General features: G+C 73.6%; 15 protein-coding genes. 5 read left to right on the top strand and 10 right to left on the bottom strand.

Going from position 1 to position 15,862, the window contains the following annotated elements; translation table 11 throughout:
- The first annotated feature begins 36 nt into the window (after positions 1-36).
- Positions 37-312: a hypothetical protein gene (locus ACH4TL_RS32540; protein ID WP_398323674.1), complete on the top strand. Its 276-nt coding sequence runs from the start codon at positions 37-39 to the stop codon at positions 310-312.
- On the opposite strand, the gene ACH4TL_RS32545 is transcribed toward ACH4TL_RS32540, so the two are convergent.
- Genes ACH4TL_RS32545 through ACH4TL_RS32560 form a run of 4 tightly spaced genes read right to left on the bottom strand, consistent with a single transcriptional unit; the run spans position 260 to position 7,640 of the window.
- Positions 260-1,048, bottom strand: coding sequence for an SDR family NAD(P)-dependent oxidoreductase (locus ACH4TL_RS32545; RefSeq protein WP_398323672.1), 789 nt, complete (start codon positions 1,046-1,048; stop codon positions 260-262). The genes ACH4TL_RS32540 and ACH4TL_RS32545 overlap by 53 nt on opposite strands.
- Positions 1,049-1,084: 36 nt before the next feature.
- The gene (locus ACH4TL_RS32550) at positions 1,085-1,894 is read right to left on the bottom strand and encodes an Fpg/Nei family DNA glycosylase (RefSeq protein ID WP_398323670.1); all 810 of its coding nucleotides are present in this window, start codon (positions 1,892-1,894) and stop codon (positions 1,085-1,087) included.
- A 10-nt stretch (positions 1,895-1,904) separates the two neighbouring features.
- Positions 1,905-6,626 (bottom strand): ATP-dependent helicase, encoded by a 4,722-nt coding sequence (locus ACH4TL_RS32555; protein ID WP_398323668.1) that lies wholly within the window; start codon positions 6,624-6,626, stop codon positions 1,905-1,907.
- A gap of 57 nt (positions 6,627-6,683) precedes the next feature.
- Positions 6,684-7,640, bottom strand: coding sequence for a hypothetical protein (locus ACH4TL_RS32560; protein ID WP_398323666.1), 957 nt, complete (start codon positions 7,638-7,640; stop codon positions 6,684-6,686).
- Positions 7,641-7,719: 79 nt separating this feature from the next.
- Here ACH4TL_RS32560 and ACH4TL_RS32565 point away from each other — a divergent pair, with 79 nt between their 5' ends.
- From ACH4TL_RS32565 to recX, 4 genes are all read left to right on the top strand, one after another.
- Positions 7,720-7,914, top strand: a complete 195-nt coding sequence (locus ACH4TL_RS32565) for a DUF3046 domain-containing protein (protein WP_398323664.1) — start codon at positions 7,720-7,722, stop codon at positions 7,912-7,914.
- Positions 7,915-7,996: 82 nt separating this feature from the next.
- Positions 7,997-9,202: an AI-2E family transporter gene (locus tag ACH4TL_RS32570; protein WP_398323663.1), complete on the top strand. Its 1,206-nt coding sequence runs from the start codon at positions 7,997-7,999 to the stop codon at positions 9,200-9,202.
- 137 nt (positions 9,203-9,339) lie between these two features.
- A complete protein-coding gene (gene recA / locus ACH4TL_RS32575) occupies positions 9,340-10,473 on the top strand; it encodes a recombinase RecA (RefSeq protein ID WP_398323660.1) in 1,134 nt (377 codons plus the stop codon).
- 3 nt (positions 10,474-10,476) lie between these two features.
- Positions 10,477-11,088: a recombination regulator RecX gene (gene recX, locus ACH4TL_RS32580; protein ID WP_398323658.1), complete on the top strand. Its 612-nt coding sequence runs from the start codon at positions 10,477-10,479 to the stop codon at positions 11,086-11,088.
- Positions 11,089-11,155: 67 nt separating this feature from the next.
- Here the strand turns inward: recX and ACH4TL_RS32585 are convergent, their stop codons facing one another.
- From ACH4TL_RS32585 to ACH4TL_RS32610, 6 genes are all read right to left on the bottom strand, one after another.
- Positions 11,156-11,536, bottom strand: a complete 381-nt coding sequence (locus ACH4TL_RS32585) for a rhodanese-like domain-containing protein (RefSeq protein ID WP_398323656.1) — start codon at positions 11,534-11,536, stop codon at positions 11,156-11,158.
- Between the two features lie 4 nt (positions 11,537-11,540).
- On the bottom strand, positions 11,541-12,086 hold the full coding sequence (locus ACH4TL_RS32590) for a cysteine dioxygenase (protein WP_398323654.1): 546 nt from the start codon (positions 12,084-12,086) through the stop codon (positions 11,541-11,543).
- Positions 12,087-12,147: 61 nt separating this feature from the next.
- Positions 12,148-12,237 (bottom strand): putative leader peptide, encoded by a 90-nt coding sequence (locus ACH4TL_RS32595; protein WP_398323652.1) that lies wholly within the window; start codon positions 12,235-12,237, stop codon positions 12,148-12,150.
- Between the two features lie 125 nt (positions 12,238-12,362).
- Positions 12,363-14,102 (bottom strand): FAD-dependent monooxygenase, encoded by a 1,740-nt coding sequence (locus ACH4TL_RS32600; protein WP_398323650.1) that lies wholly within the window; start codon positions 14,100-14,102, stop codon positions 12,363-12,365.
- A gap of 161 nt (positions 14,103-14,263) precedes the next feature.
- A complete protein-coding gene (locus ACH4TL_RS32605) occupies positions 14,264-15,199 on the bottom strand; it encodes an amino acid ABC transporter permease (protein WP_398323648.1) in 936 nt (311 codons plus the stop codon).
- Positions 15,196-15,843 (bottom strand): amino acid ABC transporter permease, encoded by a 648-nt coding sequence (locus ACH4TL_RS32610; protein ID WP_398323646.1) that lies wholly within the window; start codon positions 15,841-15,843, stop codon positions 15,196-15,198. The genes ACH4TL_RS32605 and ACH4TL_RS32610 overlap by 4 nt, the downstream gene beginning before the upstream one ends.
- Positions 15,844-15,862: the final 19 nt, after the last annotated feature.

Raw genomic sequence — 15,862 nt, forward strand, 5'->3', positions numbered from 1 at the left:
GCGAACAGGCGTCTAGCGTCGCCCGAAGGAGGCAGCATGGCAGCCGTGGGAGGGGCCGGCACCCTGCGCCGAAGGCCGGTTCGATGGGTGATCGCGCTCGTTCTCGGCGGCCTGTGGTGGTGGTCCGTGCTCCGGCTGGCGGTGCAGCCGGGCGGTGCCGGACCGGTCGAGGGGGCGTTCGTCATCGGCGGCTGGGGGCTGAGCCTGCTGCCCGTGCACTGCGGCCCCTCGCCCCGGCGCGGAAAGATGCGCGACCGGATCACCAGGGCATCGCGACTCCGCCATTCGGGCGCAGAATCTGGCCCGTCATGAAGGCGGAGGCGTCCGACGCGAGGTGCAGTACCGCATGGGCGACGTCCTCGGGCTCGCCCACCCGCCCCAGCGGGGCGTGGCGGATCATGGGGGCCTCGGCGCGCCGCTGCTGCTCGGCGGTGCCGCGCCGCGTCATGGGCGTACGGACCCAGCCGGGGGCGACCGCGTTGACGCGGATGCCGTGCGGTCCCACCTCGGTGGCGAGGGTACGGGTCAGTTGGACGACGGCGGCCTTGGCGACGCCGTAGCACAGCAGTCCGGGGGCGCCGGTGTCGATCGCACCGGACGCCATGGTGACGATGGATCCCCCGGCGCCGTGGTCGATCATGGAGCGGGCCGCCTCCTGACAGCCGTACAGCACGCCCTTGAAGTTGACCGCCAGCACCCGGTCCAGGTCGGCGTCCGCGGTCTCCAGCACCGGGCTGCTGTGCATGATCCCGGCGATGGCCGCCATCACGGCGAGATGGCCCCCGGCGCGGACGGCCGCCGTGGCGGCGGCCGAGACGACGGCCGCCACCTGCGCGTGGTCGGTGACGTCCAGGGGGTGGGCGTGGGCGCTGCCGCCGCCGGAGGTGATGTGCTCCGCGGTCCGCCGGGCGCCCATCTCGTCCAGATCGGCGCAGTGCACGACCGCCCCGGCCGCCGCCAGCAGGACGGCGGTGGCCCGGCCGATGCCGCTCGCGGCGCCGGTGACCAGTGCGGTGCGGCCGGTGAGGTCGTACGCCGTGACGCTCATGGGCCGACGGTACGACCGGATCTGACGAACCGTCAATTACTTTGGCCGGTCCTGGGAGGGCGGCTCCGGCTGGCACACCGGACACCAGAAGGTCGTACGCTCCTGCCCGGCGCGGCCCTGGTCCGTGGCGCGCACCGGCGTACCGCAGCGCAGACAGGGGCGCCCGGCGCGGCCGTACACCCACAGCCGCCGGTCGGGGCGCGCATGCGCCGTGGTGACCCGGGCCCGGCGCGTCCGGTTGGCCTCCAGAAGCCGCTTGGCGAGGGCCACCAGACGCTCGGGGGAGGGGACGCGGCTGATCGGCAGCCAGGGCGGGATCCGCAGCACGAAGCACAGCTCGCACTTGTACACATTGCCGATCCCGGCCAGGTTGCGCTGGTCGAGCAGCGCCTCGCCCACCGGGCGGGACGGATCGGCGAGCAGCCGCCGCAGCGCCTCGTCCGGATCCCAGTCCGGGCCGAGGAGATCGGGCCCCAGGTGGCCCACCGCACGGCCCTCGTCCGCGGTGCGCATCAGCTCCAGGACCGGGAGGCGGTAGCCGACGGCGGTGCGCTCGGCGGTGGCCAGGACGGCGCGGATCTGGTGGTGCGGGCCGCCGCGCCAGCGCTCGCCGTGGCCGTACACCAGCCAGGCGCCGTCCATCCGCAGATGGGAGTGGAGGGTCAGCCCGCCCTCCACCCGGGTGAGCAGATGCTTGCCGCGCGCGACCACCTCGAGGACCCGGCGGCCGGTGAGGTCGACGGTCGCCAGCCGGGGCACCCGCAGATCGCAGCCGGTGAGCGGCGGGCCCGCCAGCGCTTCGTCCAGCCGCCGGGCGGTCTGCCAGACGGTGTCTCCCTCGGGCATCTCCGCCCCCTCAGGGGCGCAGCCGCAGGCCGCGCGGGGTCGCGTGGAAGCCCGCGGCCTCCAGGACGCGGCCCATCGGCGAGGACAGCGCCGCGGAGCCGTTGACCCGCTCGACGGTCACCGAGCCGAGGGCGCCCGCGCGGGCGGAGTGGGCCAGGGCCTCCACCGCGGTACGCAGCCGGGCGTCGTCCTCCGGGGACGCCGCCTCGGCCTCGCCCGCGGGCCAGGCGAGCAGGGTCTTGCCGCCGCGCTCCATGTAGAGCGTCAGCTCGCCGTCGACCAGCACCACCAGCGACCCCGCCTTGCGGCCCGGCCGGTGGTTCGCGCCCGCGGGCGGATCGGGCCAGGGGAGGGCCGCCCCGTACGCGTTGGCGGGGTCGGCGGCGGCGAGGACGACGGTGCGCGGGGACGCCTGCCCCGGCGGACCGCCCTGGCCGGGCTGACCAGCCAGACCGGGCTGACCGGCCAGACCGGCCCCGCCGCCGAAGGCCGCGCCCGCCGCCCGGTCGCGCGCCGTGCTGACCGCGCGCAGCCGGTCGACCGCGCCGTCCATCGCGAACTGCGCGGCGCCCAGCCCCTCCACCACGTAGCCGCGGCGCGCCTGGCCGGTCTCCTCGAAGGCGGACAGCACTCGGTACGCGGCGGAGAAGCCGCCCTCGACCCCCTCGGCGGCGACCGCCCCGCGGGTGACCACGCCGTGCCGGTCCAGCAGGGTGCGCGCCAGGGCGTGCGCCCGGTGAGTGGGCTCGGTCTCGCGCTCCGGCAGCAGCGACCAGCGTCCGGCGACGGTCGGGGGTCCGCTGCGCGAGGCGGTGGGGCGGCCGGTGCGCCCGGTCAGCGTGCCGTACCGGCCGCGGGGGACCGTGCGCTTGGCGCGGTGGGCGGTGGCGCCCGCGGTGCGGCCCGAGCCCAGCAGGGAGCGCAGCGGGGCCAGGGTGTCGCCGGTGAGACGGCCGGACCAGGCCAGATCCCAGATGGCCTCGGCGAGCTGGGCGTCCTGGAACTCGTGCCCCGCGGCCCTGACCTGCTCGGCGATCTGCCGGAAGAACAGTCCGAAGCCCCCGGCCAGCGCGTCCAGCACGGCCTGGTGGAGCGGCCCCGCCTCGAAGGGGTGCGGGGTGGGCAGGAGCAGCGGCGCGGTCTCGGCGAGATGGAGGCTCACCCAGCCGTCCTTGCCGGGCAGCGCCCCCGCCCCGGCCCAGACGACTTCACCGGCGGCGGTCAGCTCGTCCAGCATCGTCGGGCTGTAGTCGCCGACCCGGGAGGGCAGGACGAGCTTCTCCAGGGCGGAGGCCGGGACCGGTGCGCCCTGGAGCTGCTCGATGGCGCGCACCAGCCCGTCGATGCCGCGCAGGCTGTGGGTGCCCAGATGCTGCCACTGGGGGAGGAAGGCGGCGAGTGCCGAGGGCGGTACGGGCTCCAGCTCCTGGCGCAGCGCCGCCAGCGAGCGGCGGCGCAGCCGGCGCAGCACGGCGGCGTCGCACCACTCGTGCGCCGTGCCCGCCGGATGGAATTCGCCCTGGACGACGCGGCCGCTCGCGGCCAGGCGCTGGAGCGCGCCGTCGGTGACGGCCGTGCCCAGGCCCAGCCGGGTGGCCGCCTCGGCGGAGGTGAACGGGCCGTGGGTGCGGGCGTAGCGGGCCAGGAGATCGCCGAGCGGGTCGCCCACGGGCTCGGTGAACGCCTCGGGGACGCCGACCGGGAGCGCCGTGCCCAGCGCGTCGCGCAGCCGCCCCGCGTCCTCGACGGCCGCCCAGCGCTCCTCGCCCGCGATGCGGACCCGGATGGCGCGCCGGGCGCGCTCCAGCTCCTCCGCCCACGCCGGGTCGGCGCCGCGCTCGGCCAGCTCGGTGCCGGTGAGCGGGCCGAGCAGCCGCAGCAGATCGGCGACGCCCTCGGCGTCCTTGACGCGGCGGTCCTCGGTGAGCCACTGGAGCTCGCGCACCAGCTCGTCCAGGACATCGGCGTCCAGCAGTTCGCGCAGCTCGGCCTGGCCCAGCAGCTCGGCCAGCAGCCGCGAGTCGAGGGAGAGGGCCGCCGCGCGCCGCTCGGCCAGCGGTGAGTCGCCCTCGTACAGGAACTGCGCCACATAGCCGAAGAGCAGCGAGCGGGCGAAGGGGGACGGTTCCGGGGTGGTCACCTCCACCAGCCGCACCCGCCGGGCCTCGATGTCGCCCATCAGCTCGGTGAGGCCGGGCACGTCGAAGACGTCCTGAAGGCATTCGCGGACGGCCTCCAGGACGATCGGGAACGAACCGAACTCGCTCGCCACCTGGAGGAGCTGGGCGGCGCGCTGACGCTGCTGCCACAGCGGGGTGCGCTTGCCGGGATCGCGGCGGGGCAACAGCAGGGCGCGGGCGGCGCATTCGCGGAACCGGGAGGCGAACAGGGCCGAGGCGCCGACCTGGTCGGTGACGATCTGGGACACCTCACCCCGGTCGAAGGCGACATCGGCCGCGCCGACGGGGGACTGCTCGCCGTCGTACTCGGTGCCCTGCCGCATCGGGTCCGCGTCGAGCAGGTCGAGGCCCATGAGGTCCGCGTCGGGCAGCCGCAGCACGATGCCGTCGTCCGCGTGCATCACCTGGGCGTCCATGCCGTACCGCTCGGACAGCCGCGCGCCGAGCGCGAGCGCCCAGGGGGCGTGGACCTGCGCCCCGAAGGGGGAGTGGACCACCACGCGCCAGTCGCCCAGCTCGTCGCGGAAGCGCTCCACCACGATCGTGCGGTCGTCCGGCACATGGCCGCAGGCCTGGCGCTGTTCGCCGAGGTACGCGATCACATTGTCGGCGGCCCAGGCGTCGAGCCCGGCCGCCAGCAGCCGCTCCCGGGCCTTCTCGGGGGCGAGGGCGCCGACCTCCCGCAGGAACGCGCCCAGCGCCCGGCCGAGTTCGAGCGGGCGGCCGAGCTGATCGCCCTTCCAGAAGGGGAGCCGGCCGGGGACGCCGGGAGCGGGGGAGACCAGGACGCGGTCGCGGGTGATGTCCTCGATCCGCCAGGACGTGGTGCCGAGGGTGAACACATCGCCCACCCGCGACTCGTAGACCATCTCCTCGTCCAGCTCACCGACCCTGCCGCCGCCCTTCTTGGGGTCCGCGCCCGCCAGGAAGACGCCGAACAGCCCGCGGTCGGGGATGGTGCCGCCGGAGGTCACCGCGAGCCGCTGCGCCCCCGGCCGCCCGGTGACCGTCTGCGCGACCCGGTCCCACACCAGGCGCGGCCGCAGCTCGGCGAAGGCGTCGGAGGGATAGCGGCCCGCGAGCATGTCGAGGACCGAGGTGTACGCCGACTCCGGAAGCGAGGCGAACGGGGCGGCACGGCGGACCAGGGCCAGCAGCTCCTCCACGTCCCAGCTGTCCATGGCGGTCATGGCGATGAGCTGCTGGGCGAGCACGTCCAGCGGGTTGGCGGGCACCCGCAGCGACTCGATGGCCCCCTCCCGCATCCGCTCGGTGACCACCGCCGCCTGCACCAGATCGCCGCGGTACTTGGGGAACACCACACCGGTGGAGACCGCGCCCACCTGGTGGCCGGCCCGGCCCACCCGCTGGAGCCCGGAGGCCACCGAGGGCGGCGACTCGACCTGGACGACCAGATCCACCGCGCCCATGTCGATGCCCAGCTCCAGGCTGGAGGTGGCGACCACGGCGGGCAGCCGGCCCGCCTTCAGATCCTCCTCGACCAGGGCCCGCTGCTCCTTGGACACCGAGCCGTGGTGCGCGCGGGCCAGCAGCGCGGGTGCGCCACGGGCCGCACCGGCCTCGGCCATCAGCTCGGCGGGGGAGTGGTCCTCGGGCAGCGCCTCCCCGGTGGCGCGCTCGTAGGCGATCTCGTTGAGCCGGTTGCACAGCCGCTCGGCCAGCCGACGGGAGTTGGCGAAGACGATCGTGGACCGGTGCGCCTGCACGAGGTCGGCGATCCGCTCCTCCACATGCGGCCAGATCGACGGCTTCTCGCCCGGCTGCCCGTCCTGGGCCGGAGAGCCGCCCAGCTCTCCCAGGTCCTCGACGGGGACGACCACCGACAGGTCGAACTCCTTGCCCGAGGGCGGCTGGACGATCTCCACCGTGCGCCGCGGCGAGAGGAAGCGCGCCACCTCGTCCACCGGGCGCACCGTCGCCGAAAGGCCGATCCGCCGGGCGGGCCGCTCCAGCAGCTCGTCCAGCCGCTCCAGGGACAGCGCGAGATGCGCGCCGCGCTTCGTGCCCGCGACGGCGTGCACCTCGTCAAGGATCACCGTCTCCACCCCGCGCAGCGCCTCCCGGGTGCCGGAGGTGAGCATCAGGAACAGCGACTCGGGCGTGGTGATGAGGATGTCCGGCGGGCGGGTGGCCAGGGCGCGGCGCTCGGCGGCCGGGGTGTCACCGGAGCGGGTGCCCACCCGGATCTCCGGCTCGGCGAGACCGAGGCGCACCGACTCCTGCCGGATGCCGGTGAGCGGGCTGCGCAGATTGCGCTCCACGTCCACCGCCAGGGCCTTCAGCGGCGACACGTACAGCACCCGGCAGCGCTTGCGGGGCTCGGCGGGCGGCGGCTCGGCGGCCAGCCGGTCCAGCGCCGCCAGGAACGCGGCCAGCGTCTTGCCGGAGCCGGTCGGGGCGACCACCAGCACGTCCGACCCCTCGCCGATCGCCCGCCACGCCCCTTCCTGCGCGGCCGTGGGCGCGGTGAAGGCGCCCGTGAACCACCCTCGGGTCGCCGGGGAGAATGTGTGCAGCGCCGACCGTGCCATGCCCCCCATCGTGCACCGCCCCACTGACAGCGGGCCGTCTTCGCAGGTCGGGGGCGCTCAGACCGCCCGTCGGTAGGCGCGCAGCGTGCGCAGCGCCTCCACGGTCACCACGGACCGCCACTCCAGCGCCGCCCCCGGGGTCCAGGTCCGCCGCCGGGCCGGCCAGCCGCCGTCCTCCCGCTGTGCGTCCGCCAGGAAGTCCAGCGAGCGCTCCACCTCGGCGTCGGTGAACCAGCGGCGGGCCAGCGAACCGGGCGTACGGGCGACGTCGTACACGAAGGTGTGGTCACCGGGGCCGTGTCCTGGCGGAAGGGGCCCGTCCGCGGCGCGTTCGGTGTCCAGCACCACCAGCCCCCGCTCCCGCACCCGGCGGCCCAGTCGCTCGGCCACTTCCTCGGCGCGCGCCCGGTCCGGTACGCCGTCCAGGAAGGCGACGGCCGCCGCCACCTCGTACGGACGGGCCACCGCGCCCTCCTCCAGTGCCGTCACCGCCGCCCAGCAGAAGTCGGTGGCCCGGAACAGCCAGGCGTGCCACACCTCGTTGCGGTGCAGCAGCCCCACCACAGGTCCGGTGGTCAGCAGATCGCCGCGCGGATGGTCCGACGGGCGGATCCAGGGGGCGGCCGGGTACTCGCGCAGGGACGGGTGGCACGCGGGCAGCGCGCCGTCCGGGGTGGAGATCGCGGTCAGGTAGCGGCACAGGCGTTCCACCCGCTGCCCGCCGCAGCGGCCGATCCCGTCGAGCACCCGCAGGGCGTGGGCGGCGTGCTGCGGCTGGCTCACCGGGCCGCGCAGATCCGGCTCCAGGGCGTGGCCGTAGCCCCCGTCGGCGCCCAGGTACGCGGCGAGCGCGGTCTCGACCGGCTCGGCGTCGGCGTCCTGGAAGTGATACGCGAACCGGCGCTGCTCGAGCACGCGTGCGGTCAGCCACACGAACCGCGCGGCGCGCGCGAGCGGCGAGGCGGGCGCGGGCGGTGTGGGCTGGGCGGAGGGGACTGCTGCGGATCGATCCATGGGACAGACCGTAGGGCGGGAATCGCCCGCGGAAGGGGGCTCACGCTCCGGTGCACCCCGGGAGCGCGATACTGGTCACATGCGGTTGACGGTCTTCTGGCAGCGGATGGCGGATCACTTCGGTGAGGCGTACGCCGACTCCTTCGCGCGCGATCATGTGATGTCCCAGCTCGGCGGCCGGACCGTCCATCAGGCGCTCGACGCGGGATGGGACGCCAAGGACATCTGGCGCGGGGTGTGCGCCGCGATGGAGATCCCCGCCGAGAAGCGATGACCCGCGCCGGGCGGGGCCCGAGGGGGATGTGTACTCCCGGGGTGGCCGGATTTTCTGGACGGGTGTACGCCACACTTGCCGGGTGGCCCCGACCGAAGAGACCCTCTCCCCCGACGCCGACGGCGTCCCGACCCCTGCACAGGCCCCCAAGGACGCCCCGGCGCAGTCCGCGCGCATGCCGCGCTGGCTGCCCCGCGCCATGGTGCTCGCCCTCGCCCTGGTGGCCTGTTACCGGCTGGCCACCTGGGCCTTCGATCAGCTGACCGGACTGCTGCTGAACGTCCTGATCGCGTTCTTCCTGGCGCTCGCGATCGAGCCGGCCGTGGACCGCATGGCCGCGCGCGGCGTCCGCCGGGGCCTGGCCACCGGACTGGTCTTCATCGGCATCCTCATAGGGGCCGCGGGCTTCTTCACCCTGCTCGGCTCGATGCTGGCCGACCAGATCATGACCATGGTCCAGGACTTCCCGAAGTACCTCGATCAGGTGGTCAGCTGGATCAACGACACGTTCCACACCCGGCTGTCGCGGCTGGAGATCCAGGACAGCCTGCTCCACTCCGACTGGCTCCAGAGCTATGTGAAGAACAGCGCCGACAATGTGCTGGACGTCTCCGCGCAGGTGCTCGGCGGGCTGTTCAGGCTCCTCACGGTCACGCTGTTCGCCTTCTACTTCGCCGCCGACGGCCCCCGGCTGCGCCGCGCGCTGTGCTCCGTCCTGCCGCCGAACCGGCAGACCGAGGTGCTGCGGGCCTGGGAGATCGCGGTCGCCAAGACCGGCGGCTACATCTACTCGCGCGGGCTGATGGCGCTGATCTCCGGTGTCGCGCACTACATCCTGCTGGAGAGCCTGGGCGTGCCCTACGCCCCGGCACTGGCCGTCTGGGTGGGGCTGATCTCGCAGTTCATCCCGACCATCGGCACCTATCTGGCGGGCGCCCTGCCGATGCTGATCGCCTTCACCGTCAACCCCTGGTACGCGATCTGGGTCCTGGTCTTCGTCGTGGTCTACCAGCAGTTCGAGAACTATCTGCTCCAGCCGAGGATCACGGCGCGGACCGTGGACATCCACCCCGCCGTCTCCTTCGGGTCGGTGATCGCGGGCACCGCGCTGCTCGGCGCGGTGGGGGCGCTGATCGCGATTCCGGCGACCGCGACGCTCCAGGCGTTCCTCGGCGCGTACATCAAGCGCTACGACGTGACGGACGATCCGCGGATGCACGGGCGCACACGACGGCGCGGTGCCTCCGCGCTGGCGCGCATGCGACATGCGCTGTCCCGGCGCAGTTGACACAAAAATCGAACATCCATTCTCATGGAGGCCCGGCCCGGTTATCCACAGGCCGAGCATGTCCGGGCCGCTTGTCAGTGGCAGGCGCTAGCGTCATGGACGTGAAGCGATCGACTCAAGCAAACCGGGTGGAACCCATGGCAGGAAACGACCGCGAGAAGGCGCTCGACGCCGCGCTCGCACAGATTGAACGGCAGTTCGGCAAAGGCGCCGTGATGCGTATGGGCGACCGGCCGAACGACCCGATCGAGGTGATTTCCACCGGGTCGACCGCTCTTGACGTCGCCCTCGGCGTGGGCGGTATTCCGCGTGGCCGCGTGGTGGAGGTCTACGGTCCCGAGTCCTCCGGTAAGACGACCCTGACCCTGCACGCGGTGGCCAACGCCCAGCGGGCGGGCGGCGCCGTCGCCTTCGTGGACGCGGAGCACGCGCTCGACCCGGACTACGCGCAGAAGCTGGGCGTGGACACGGACTCGCTGATCCTGTCCCAGCCGGACAACGGCGAGCAGGCGCTCGAGATCACCGACATGCTGGTCCGCTCCGGTGCTCTCGACCTCATCGTCATCGACTCCGTCGCCGCACTGGTGCCGCGGGCGGAGATCGAGGGCGAGATGGGCGACTCCCATGTCGGCCTCCAGGCCCGGCTGATGAGCCAGGCGCTCCGCAAGATCACCAGTGCGCTGAACCAGTCCAAGACCACCGCGATCTTCATCAACCAGCTGCGCGAGAAGATCGGTGTCATGTTCGGCTCCCCGGAGACGACAACCGGTGGCCGGGCACTGAAGTTCTACGCCTCGGTCCGCATCGACATCCGTCGCATCGAGACCCTCAAGGACGGCACCGAGGCGGTCGGCAACCGCACCCGTTGCAAGGTCGTCAAGAACAAGGTCGCGCCGCCCTTCAAGCAGGCCGAGTTCGACATCCTCTACGGCCAGGGCATCAGCCGTGAGGGCGGTCTGATCGACATGGGCGTCGAGCACGGCTTCGTACGCAAGTCCGGCGCCTGGTACACCTACGAGGGCGACCAGCTCGGCCAGGGCAAGGAGAACGCCCGCAACTTCCTGAAGGACAACCCCGATCTCGCCAATGAGATCGAGAAGAAGATCAAGGAGAAGCTCGGCATCGGAGTGAAGCCCGCCGACCCGGCCGCCGAGCCCGGCCCGGACGCGGCGGGTGCCGCGCCCGACGCCGCCGCACCGGCGAAGACCGCGGCAGCCCCGGCGGCCAAGTCCGGGGCGAAGGCGGCCAAGACCGCCACGGCGAAGAGCTGATCCATGACACGGCGGACCGACTGGCCGGACGGCCCGGGCCGTCCGGAGCCCCCGGACCGTCCGGATCGCGGCGCCCCCTCCTCGTCGAGGGCCGAGCAGGGGACGCCGCTCGGCCCGGAGGAGCAGGCGCGGGCGATCTGCCTGCGCCTGCTCACCGGGACCCCGCGCACCCGTAAGCAGCTCGCGGACGCCCTGCGCACCCGCGGCATCCCCGACGAGGCGGCGCAGGAGGTGCTGTCCCGGTTCGAGGACGTCGGGCTGATCGACGACGCGGCGTTCGCGGACGCCTGGGTGGAGTCCCGGCGCCACAGCCGGGGCCTGGCCCGCCGCGCGCTCGCCCGTGAGCTGCGCACCAAGGGTGTCGACTCCACGGTGATCGCCGATGCCGTGGGGCAGCTCGACGCCGATCAGGAGGAGCAGACCGCCCGCGAGCTGGTCGAGCGCAAGCTGCGCACCACCCGCGGCCTCGACCGGGAGAAGCGGCTGCGCCGCCTCGCCGGAATGCTCGCCCGCAAGGGGTATCCCGAGGGCCTGGCGCTCCGGGTGGTGCGGCGCGCACTGGAGGAGGAGGGCGAGGACCCGGAGCTGCTGGAGCACCATCTGCCCGACGTCTGACCCCCGGCCCACGCCATGGGCCGGGAGGTCGGCGTACTAGGCGTACTACTGGTCAGGGCACTAATGCTCAGCGCACGGGGAGACCGGCGGCCCGCCAGGCCTGGAAGCCACCGTCCAGATCGGTCGCCCGCGTCAGGCCGAGCCGGCGCAGCGAGACCGCGGCAAAGCTCGACGCGTAGCCCTCGTTGCACACCACCACCACGGGCAGGTCGTGGTGCGTGGCCTCGGGCAGCCGGTGGTCGCACCGCGGGTCGAGCCGCCACTCCAGCTCGTTCCGCTCGACGATCAGCGCCCCCGGGATGGTGCCGTCGCGCTCCCGCAGCGCCGCGTACCGGATGTCCACCAGCAGCCCGCCAGCGGACTGCACGGCGGCGGCCTCCTCGGGGCCGAGCCGGTCCAGCTCTTGGCGCGCCTCGGCAAGCAGCTCGTCCACGCTCCGCTTCGTCACCGGACTACTCCCATTCCTGCGGCCGCTCGACCTGCTCCAGCCGCAGCACCTGGCCGGTGCGGCTGTAGCGCCGCATCAGCGGCAGCGGCGGGTAGTAGGCGTGCACCGACACCGCGTGCTGCTCGGCCGACGGGTTGATGACCTCATGGACATGGTGGGCGCCGAAGGCCCGGCCCCGCCCGGGGGACAGCCGCCGTTCGCGATCCACGCCCTCGGCCAGTTCCAGGGTCTTCCAGCCCTCGGTGGGCAGCCGGACGGCCAGCGACTGTTCGTTCAGCTCACCGGCCGCCGTCACGAACGCCCCGTGCGAACCGCCGTGGTCGTGCCAGCCGGTGCCGGTGCCGGGAGGCCAGGCGATCAGCCACGCCTCGCTGCCGCCCGGGCCGTCCAGCCGCAGCCAGGTGCGACCCTCCGGGTCGAGCGGGAGCGAGGCGACGAGTTCGGCGTCGGCGGCCGTCCGGCGGACGAAGTCGAGGAGATCGGCGGCGCTGGGCGGCGCGTCGGGACCGGCCGAGGGGCGCGCGGGGGAGAGAAGAGACGTGTCGGGCACGGGAACCGTCCTGGGTGATCGCGAAAGGAGCGCGGCCGGGCCGCGCGGAAGGAAAGGCGGATCAACAGGACGGACGACACACGCAGCCCGCATAGCGGAGGAGGTCCAAGTGGACCCTCCGCCAGAAGCGAGGCAGCTCGGTGTCAGTCACGCTCCGCAGTGAAGCATGAGCCGGACGGGAAGGTCAATCACACCGGGTGCGCTCCAAGAGGGCTTACGCACCGGCGTACGACGTCAGCGCCATGAGGTGCGCGGGGGCGCGTGACGCATACCTCACTACCGGCGCGCCGTGGCCTCTGTGTCCTGCTGGTCCCGCTGCTCCGCGTCCGCGCCCCGGGCGGTGTCCCCGCCCCGCGCCGCGTCCGCGCACGCGTACAGCTCGGCCGGCCGTACCCCGGACAGCGCCGCGGCGAGATGGCCGTCCGGCCGCACCAGCAGCACGGTGTGGGCCGGGGCCCCCGGGTACTCCTCGGCGACCAGCAGTTCCGTACGCATCGGCAGGGCCGAGACGGCCGCCGCCAGCCGGGGCATCAGCCCGGCGCGCATCCAGTGGCGGCGGTCCCACACCCCGGTGCCCGGCGCGACCAGCACCACCAGCAGCTCCCGGCCCAGCCGCTCCCGCAGCCGCACCACCGCACCGTCCGGCGCGGTCACCCGGACGTCGGCCACCGGCCCCCCGGTCGGCGTGCCCACCGTGACGGAGCCCTCCGGGGGAGCGACGGGGGTCAGCGGGGAGCGGTTGTGGACGGGGGGCGCGCCCAGCGGACCATGGCCGAGGTGACCGTCGGTGAGCAGCGCGTCATGGCCGCGCGTGCCCCCCGGCAGCACCGTGCGCCGTACCGCGCGCCACCCTCCGGCCGCCCGGACCAGCGGCAGTGCCTGGTCGGCGGTGCGCAGCCGCGCGGCGACTGCCGTCCGCCGCTCCGCCTGATAGCTGTCGAGCAGGGCCTCGGAGGCGCCGTGGTGCCAGGCGAGGGAGAGCTTCCAGGCCAGGTTGCCGACGTCGCGCAGCCCCTCTTCGAGCCCCTGGGTGCCCAGGGCGCCGTGCAGATGGGCGGCGTCCCCGGCCAGGAAGGCGCGGCCCACGCGCCAGCGCCGTGCGAGCCGGTGGTGCACGGTGTGCACGCCGGTGTCCAGAAGCTCGTAGGGGATCGAGGTCTCCTCGCACCACCCCGCGAGCGTGTCGCGTACCCGGACCATCAGGGCGTCCGCGGTGACGAGGTCGCGGCCCGGGGGAAGCAGCCAGTCGATCCGCCAGACGCCGTGCGGCAGCGGACGGGCGGTCACCTCCGCGTCGATGCTGCGCCACGGCGGCGAGCGGTGCAGGACGGCCTCGCCGGGCCAGGGGAGGTCGGCGCGCAGGGCGGCGACGGCGTGCCGCTCCACCGCCGTACGGCCGGGGAAGCGCACCCCCAGCTGCTTGCGGACGGTGGACCGGGGGCCGTCGCAGCCGACCAGATGGCTGCCGCGCCACCAGGTGGCCTGGGCGCCCCGGGTGCGTACGCTCACCCCGCGCGCGTCCTGCTCCACGGTCTCGACGCGGGTGCCGGGGACGATCCGTACGAGGTCCTCGTCACCGATGGCGGCCAGCGTCGCGCGCAGCGCACGGGTCAGCTCGTGCTGCGGCAGATGCAGCGGCGAGGACACCGGCGCCTCGGGCTCGCCGTCCCGCCCGGTCCCGTCCCGTCCGTTGCCGTCCGGCCGGTCGCCGCTCTCGGGGGCCGCCGGGGGAGGGGCGCCGAAGAGCGGTCCTGGCTCCAGGGGTACGTGCCGTACGAGCTGCCGCCGGCGCAGCGTGCGCCACCCCGTCCACGGCCGCGCCCCGGCCGCGGCCCGGCAGCCGAGCCGCTCCAGCAGGTCGGCGGTGTCCGGGCGCAGCACCACGGTGCGCGCCAGACGTGGTTCGTCGCCCCCGGAGGTCTCGTCGAACAGCACGACGGGGACGTCCAGACGGGCGAGTGCGAGGGCCAGGGTGAGCCCGACCGGGCCCGCCCCGGCGACGATCACCGGGTCCACGGCGCGGTTCCCATGGCCCTGTGGGGCGTACGCGATGTACGGAAACTGGCAGTTGAAACCCGGTGAGCGATCACAGAAAGCATGCAACCGACTGCGAGTGCCCGCGTCAAGCGGCGACGGGCGGTGGCGCGCGCGCCACCGCCCGTCAGGACCCGCTTGCCTCAGCCGGTCTTGCCCGCGGGCTGCTCGGGCCCGGGCTGGTCGACGGCGTCGAGCGCGTCGACGGCCGCCAGCGGCTGGGCGGCGTCCGCGACCGGGATGCCGGTCTTGGCACGGCGGCCGCGCCGTTCGATCCAGGTGGCCAGGGAGGACAGGGCCAGGCACATCGCGATGTAGATGGTGCCCCCGACGATGATCACCGGGACGTACGGGTTGTCGTCGTTGACGACGATGTTCCCGGCGAGCTGCTGGAGCTGGAACAACAGCTCCTGGTAGGTGATGACGTAGCCGAGCGAGGTGTCCTTCAGGGTCACCACGAGCTGGCTGATGATGGTCGGCAGCATCGCCCGGACGGCCTGCGGGATCAGGACCGTCGTCATGACCTGGGTCTTGCTCATGCCGAGGGCGTAGGCCGCCTCACTCTGCCCCCGGGGCACCGCGTTGATGCCCGCCCGCAGCACCTCGGCCTGCACCGAGCCGTTGTAGACGGTCAGCCCGACGACCAGGGCCCAGAAGCCGGTGCTGTCGCCGGTGAGGCCCAGGTCGGAGCGGTAGGTGAGGAGCAGCACCCACAGCACGTAGATGGTGATCAGCAGCGGGATGGCCCGGAACAGCTCGATGAATCCGGTCGCGACCCAGCGCACGGGCTTGTGGTCCGAGAGCCGGGCGACCGCGAGCACGACGCCCAGGACCAGCGAGAGCACCGACGCCACGGCGAACACCTGGAGGGTGGTGACCACGCCGTCGCGGATGCTGGTCCGCACGCCCGCGTAGTTGAAGATGTCCCACATCTCCGGCGCGAACTGGCCCTTGGCGTTCAGCCGCGCAACGGCGAAGACGATCAGGCCGAGGACGGCGAGGGTGCCGACGACCGAGTAGACGCGGTTGCGGATGCGGGCCTTGGGGCCGGGCGCGTCGTACAGGACGCTCGCGCTCATCGGGCCACCTCCAGACGGCTCTCCAGCAGCCGGAAGGCACCGCTGATGGCGAAGGTGATGACGAGGTAGCACAGGGCGACCCACAGGAAGATCCACCCGATCGGGAAGCCCTTGTCACTCAGCAGCTTCGAGACGTTGAACAGTTCGGTGTTGCTGAAGGCGCCCGCGATGGCCGAGTTCTTCGTCAGAGCGATGAAGATGCTGCTCATGGGGGGAATCACGGTGCGGGTGGCCTGCGGCAGGACTATCAGCCGCAGTGTCTGGGCGAAGGTCATGCCCAGGCTGCGGGCGGCCTCCGCCTGGCCGAGCGGCACGGTGTTGATACCGGACCGCACGGCCTCGCAGACGAAGGACGACGTGTAGCAGCCCAGCGCGATCATCGCGAGAACGAACGGACTCGTTCCCGGGAAGAAGATCTGCGGGACCACGAAGAAGGCGATCAGGAACAGCAGGGTGAGCGGGGTGTTGCGCAACAGGGTGACCCACGCCGTGCCGAAGGCGCGCAGCGGCGGAATGGGTGACACCCGGAAGCCGGCCATGATGATGCCCAGGACGAGGGCGAGCGCCGCACTGGCCGCCGTGAGAGCCAGGGTTCCCAGGAACCCCTCACGGAACTGGGGCAAATGATCGAGGAGTACGTTCATCGATTCTCCGCGGTAGCGG

Origin of the sequence: Streptomyces sp. NPDC021115, from assembly GCF_044333065.1 — a bacterium.
Classification (GTDB): Bacteria; Actinomycetota; Actinomycetes; order Streptomycetales; family Streptomycetaceae; genus Streptomyces.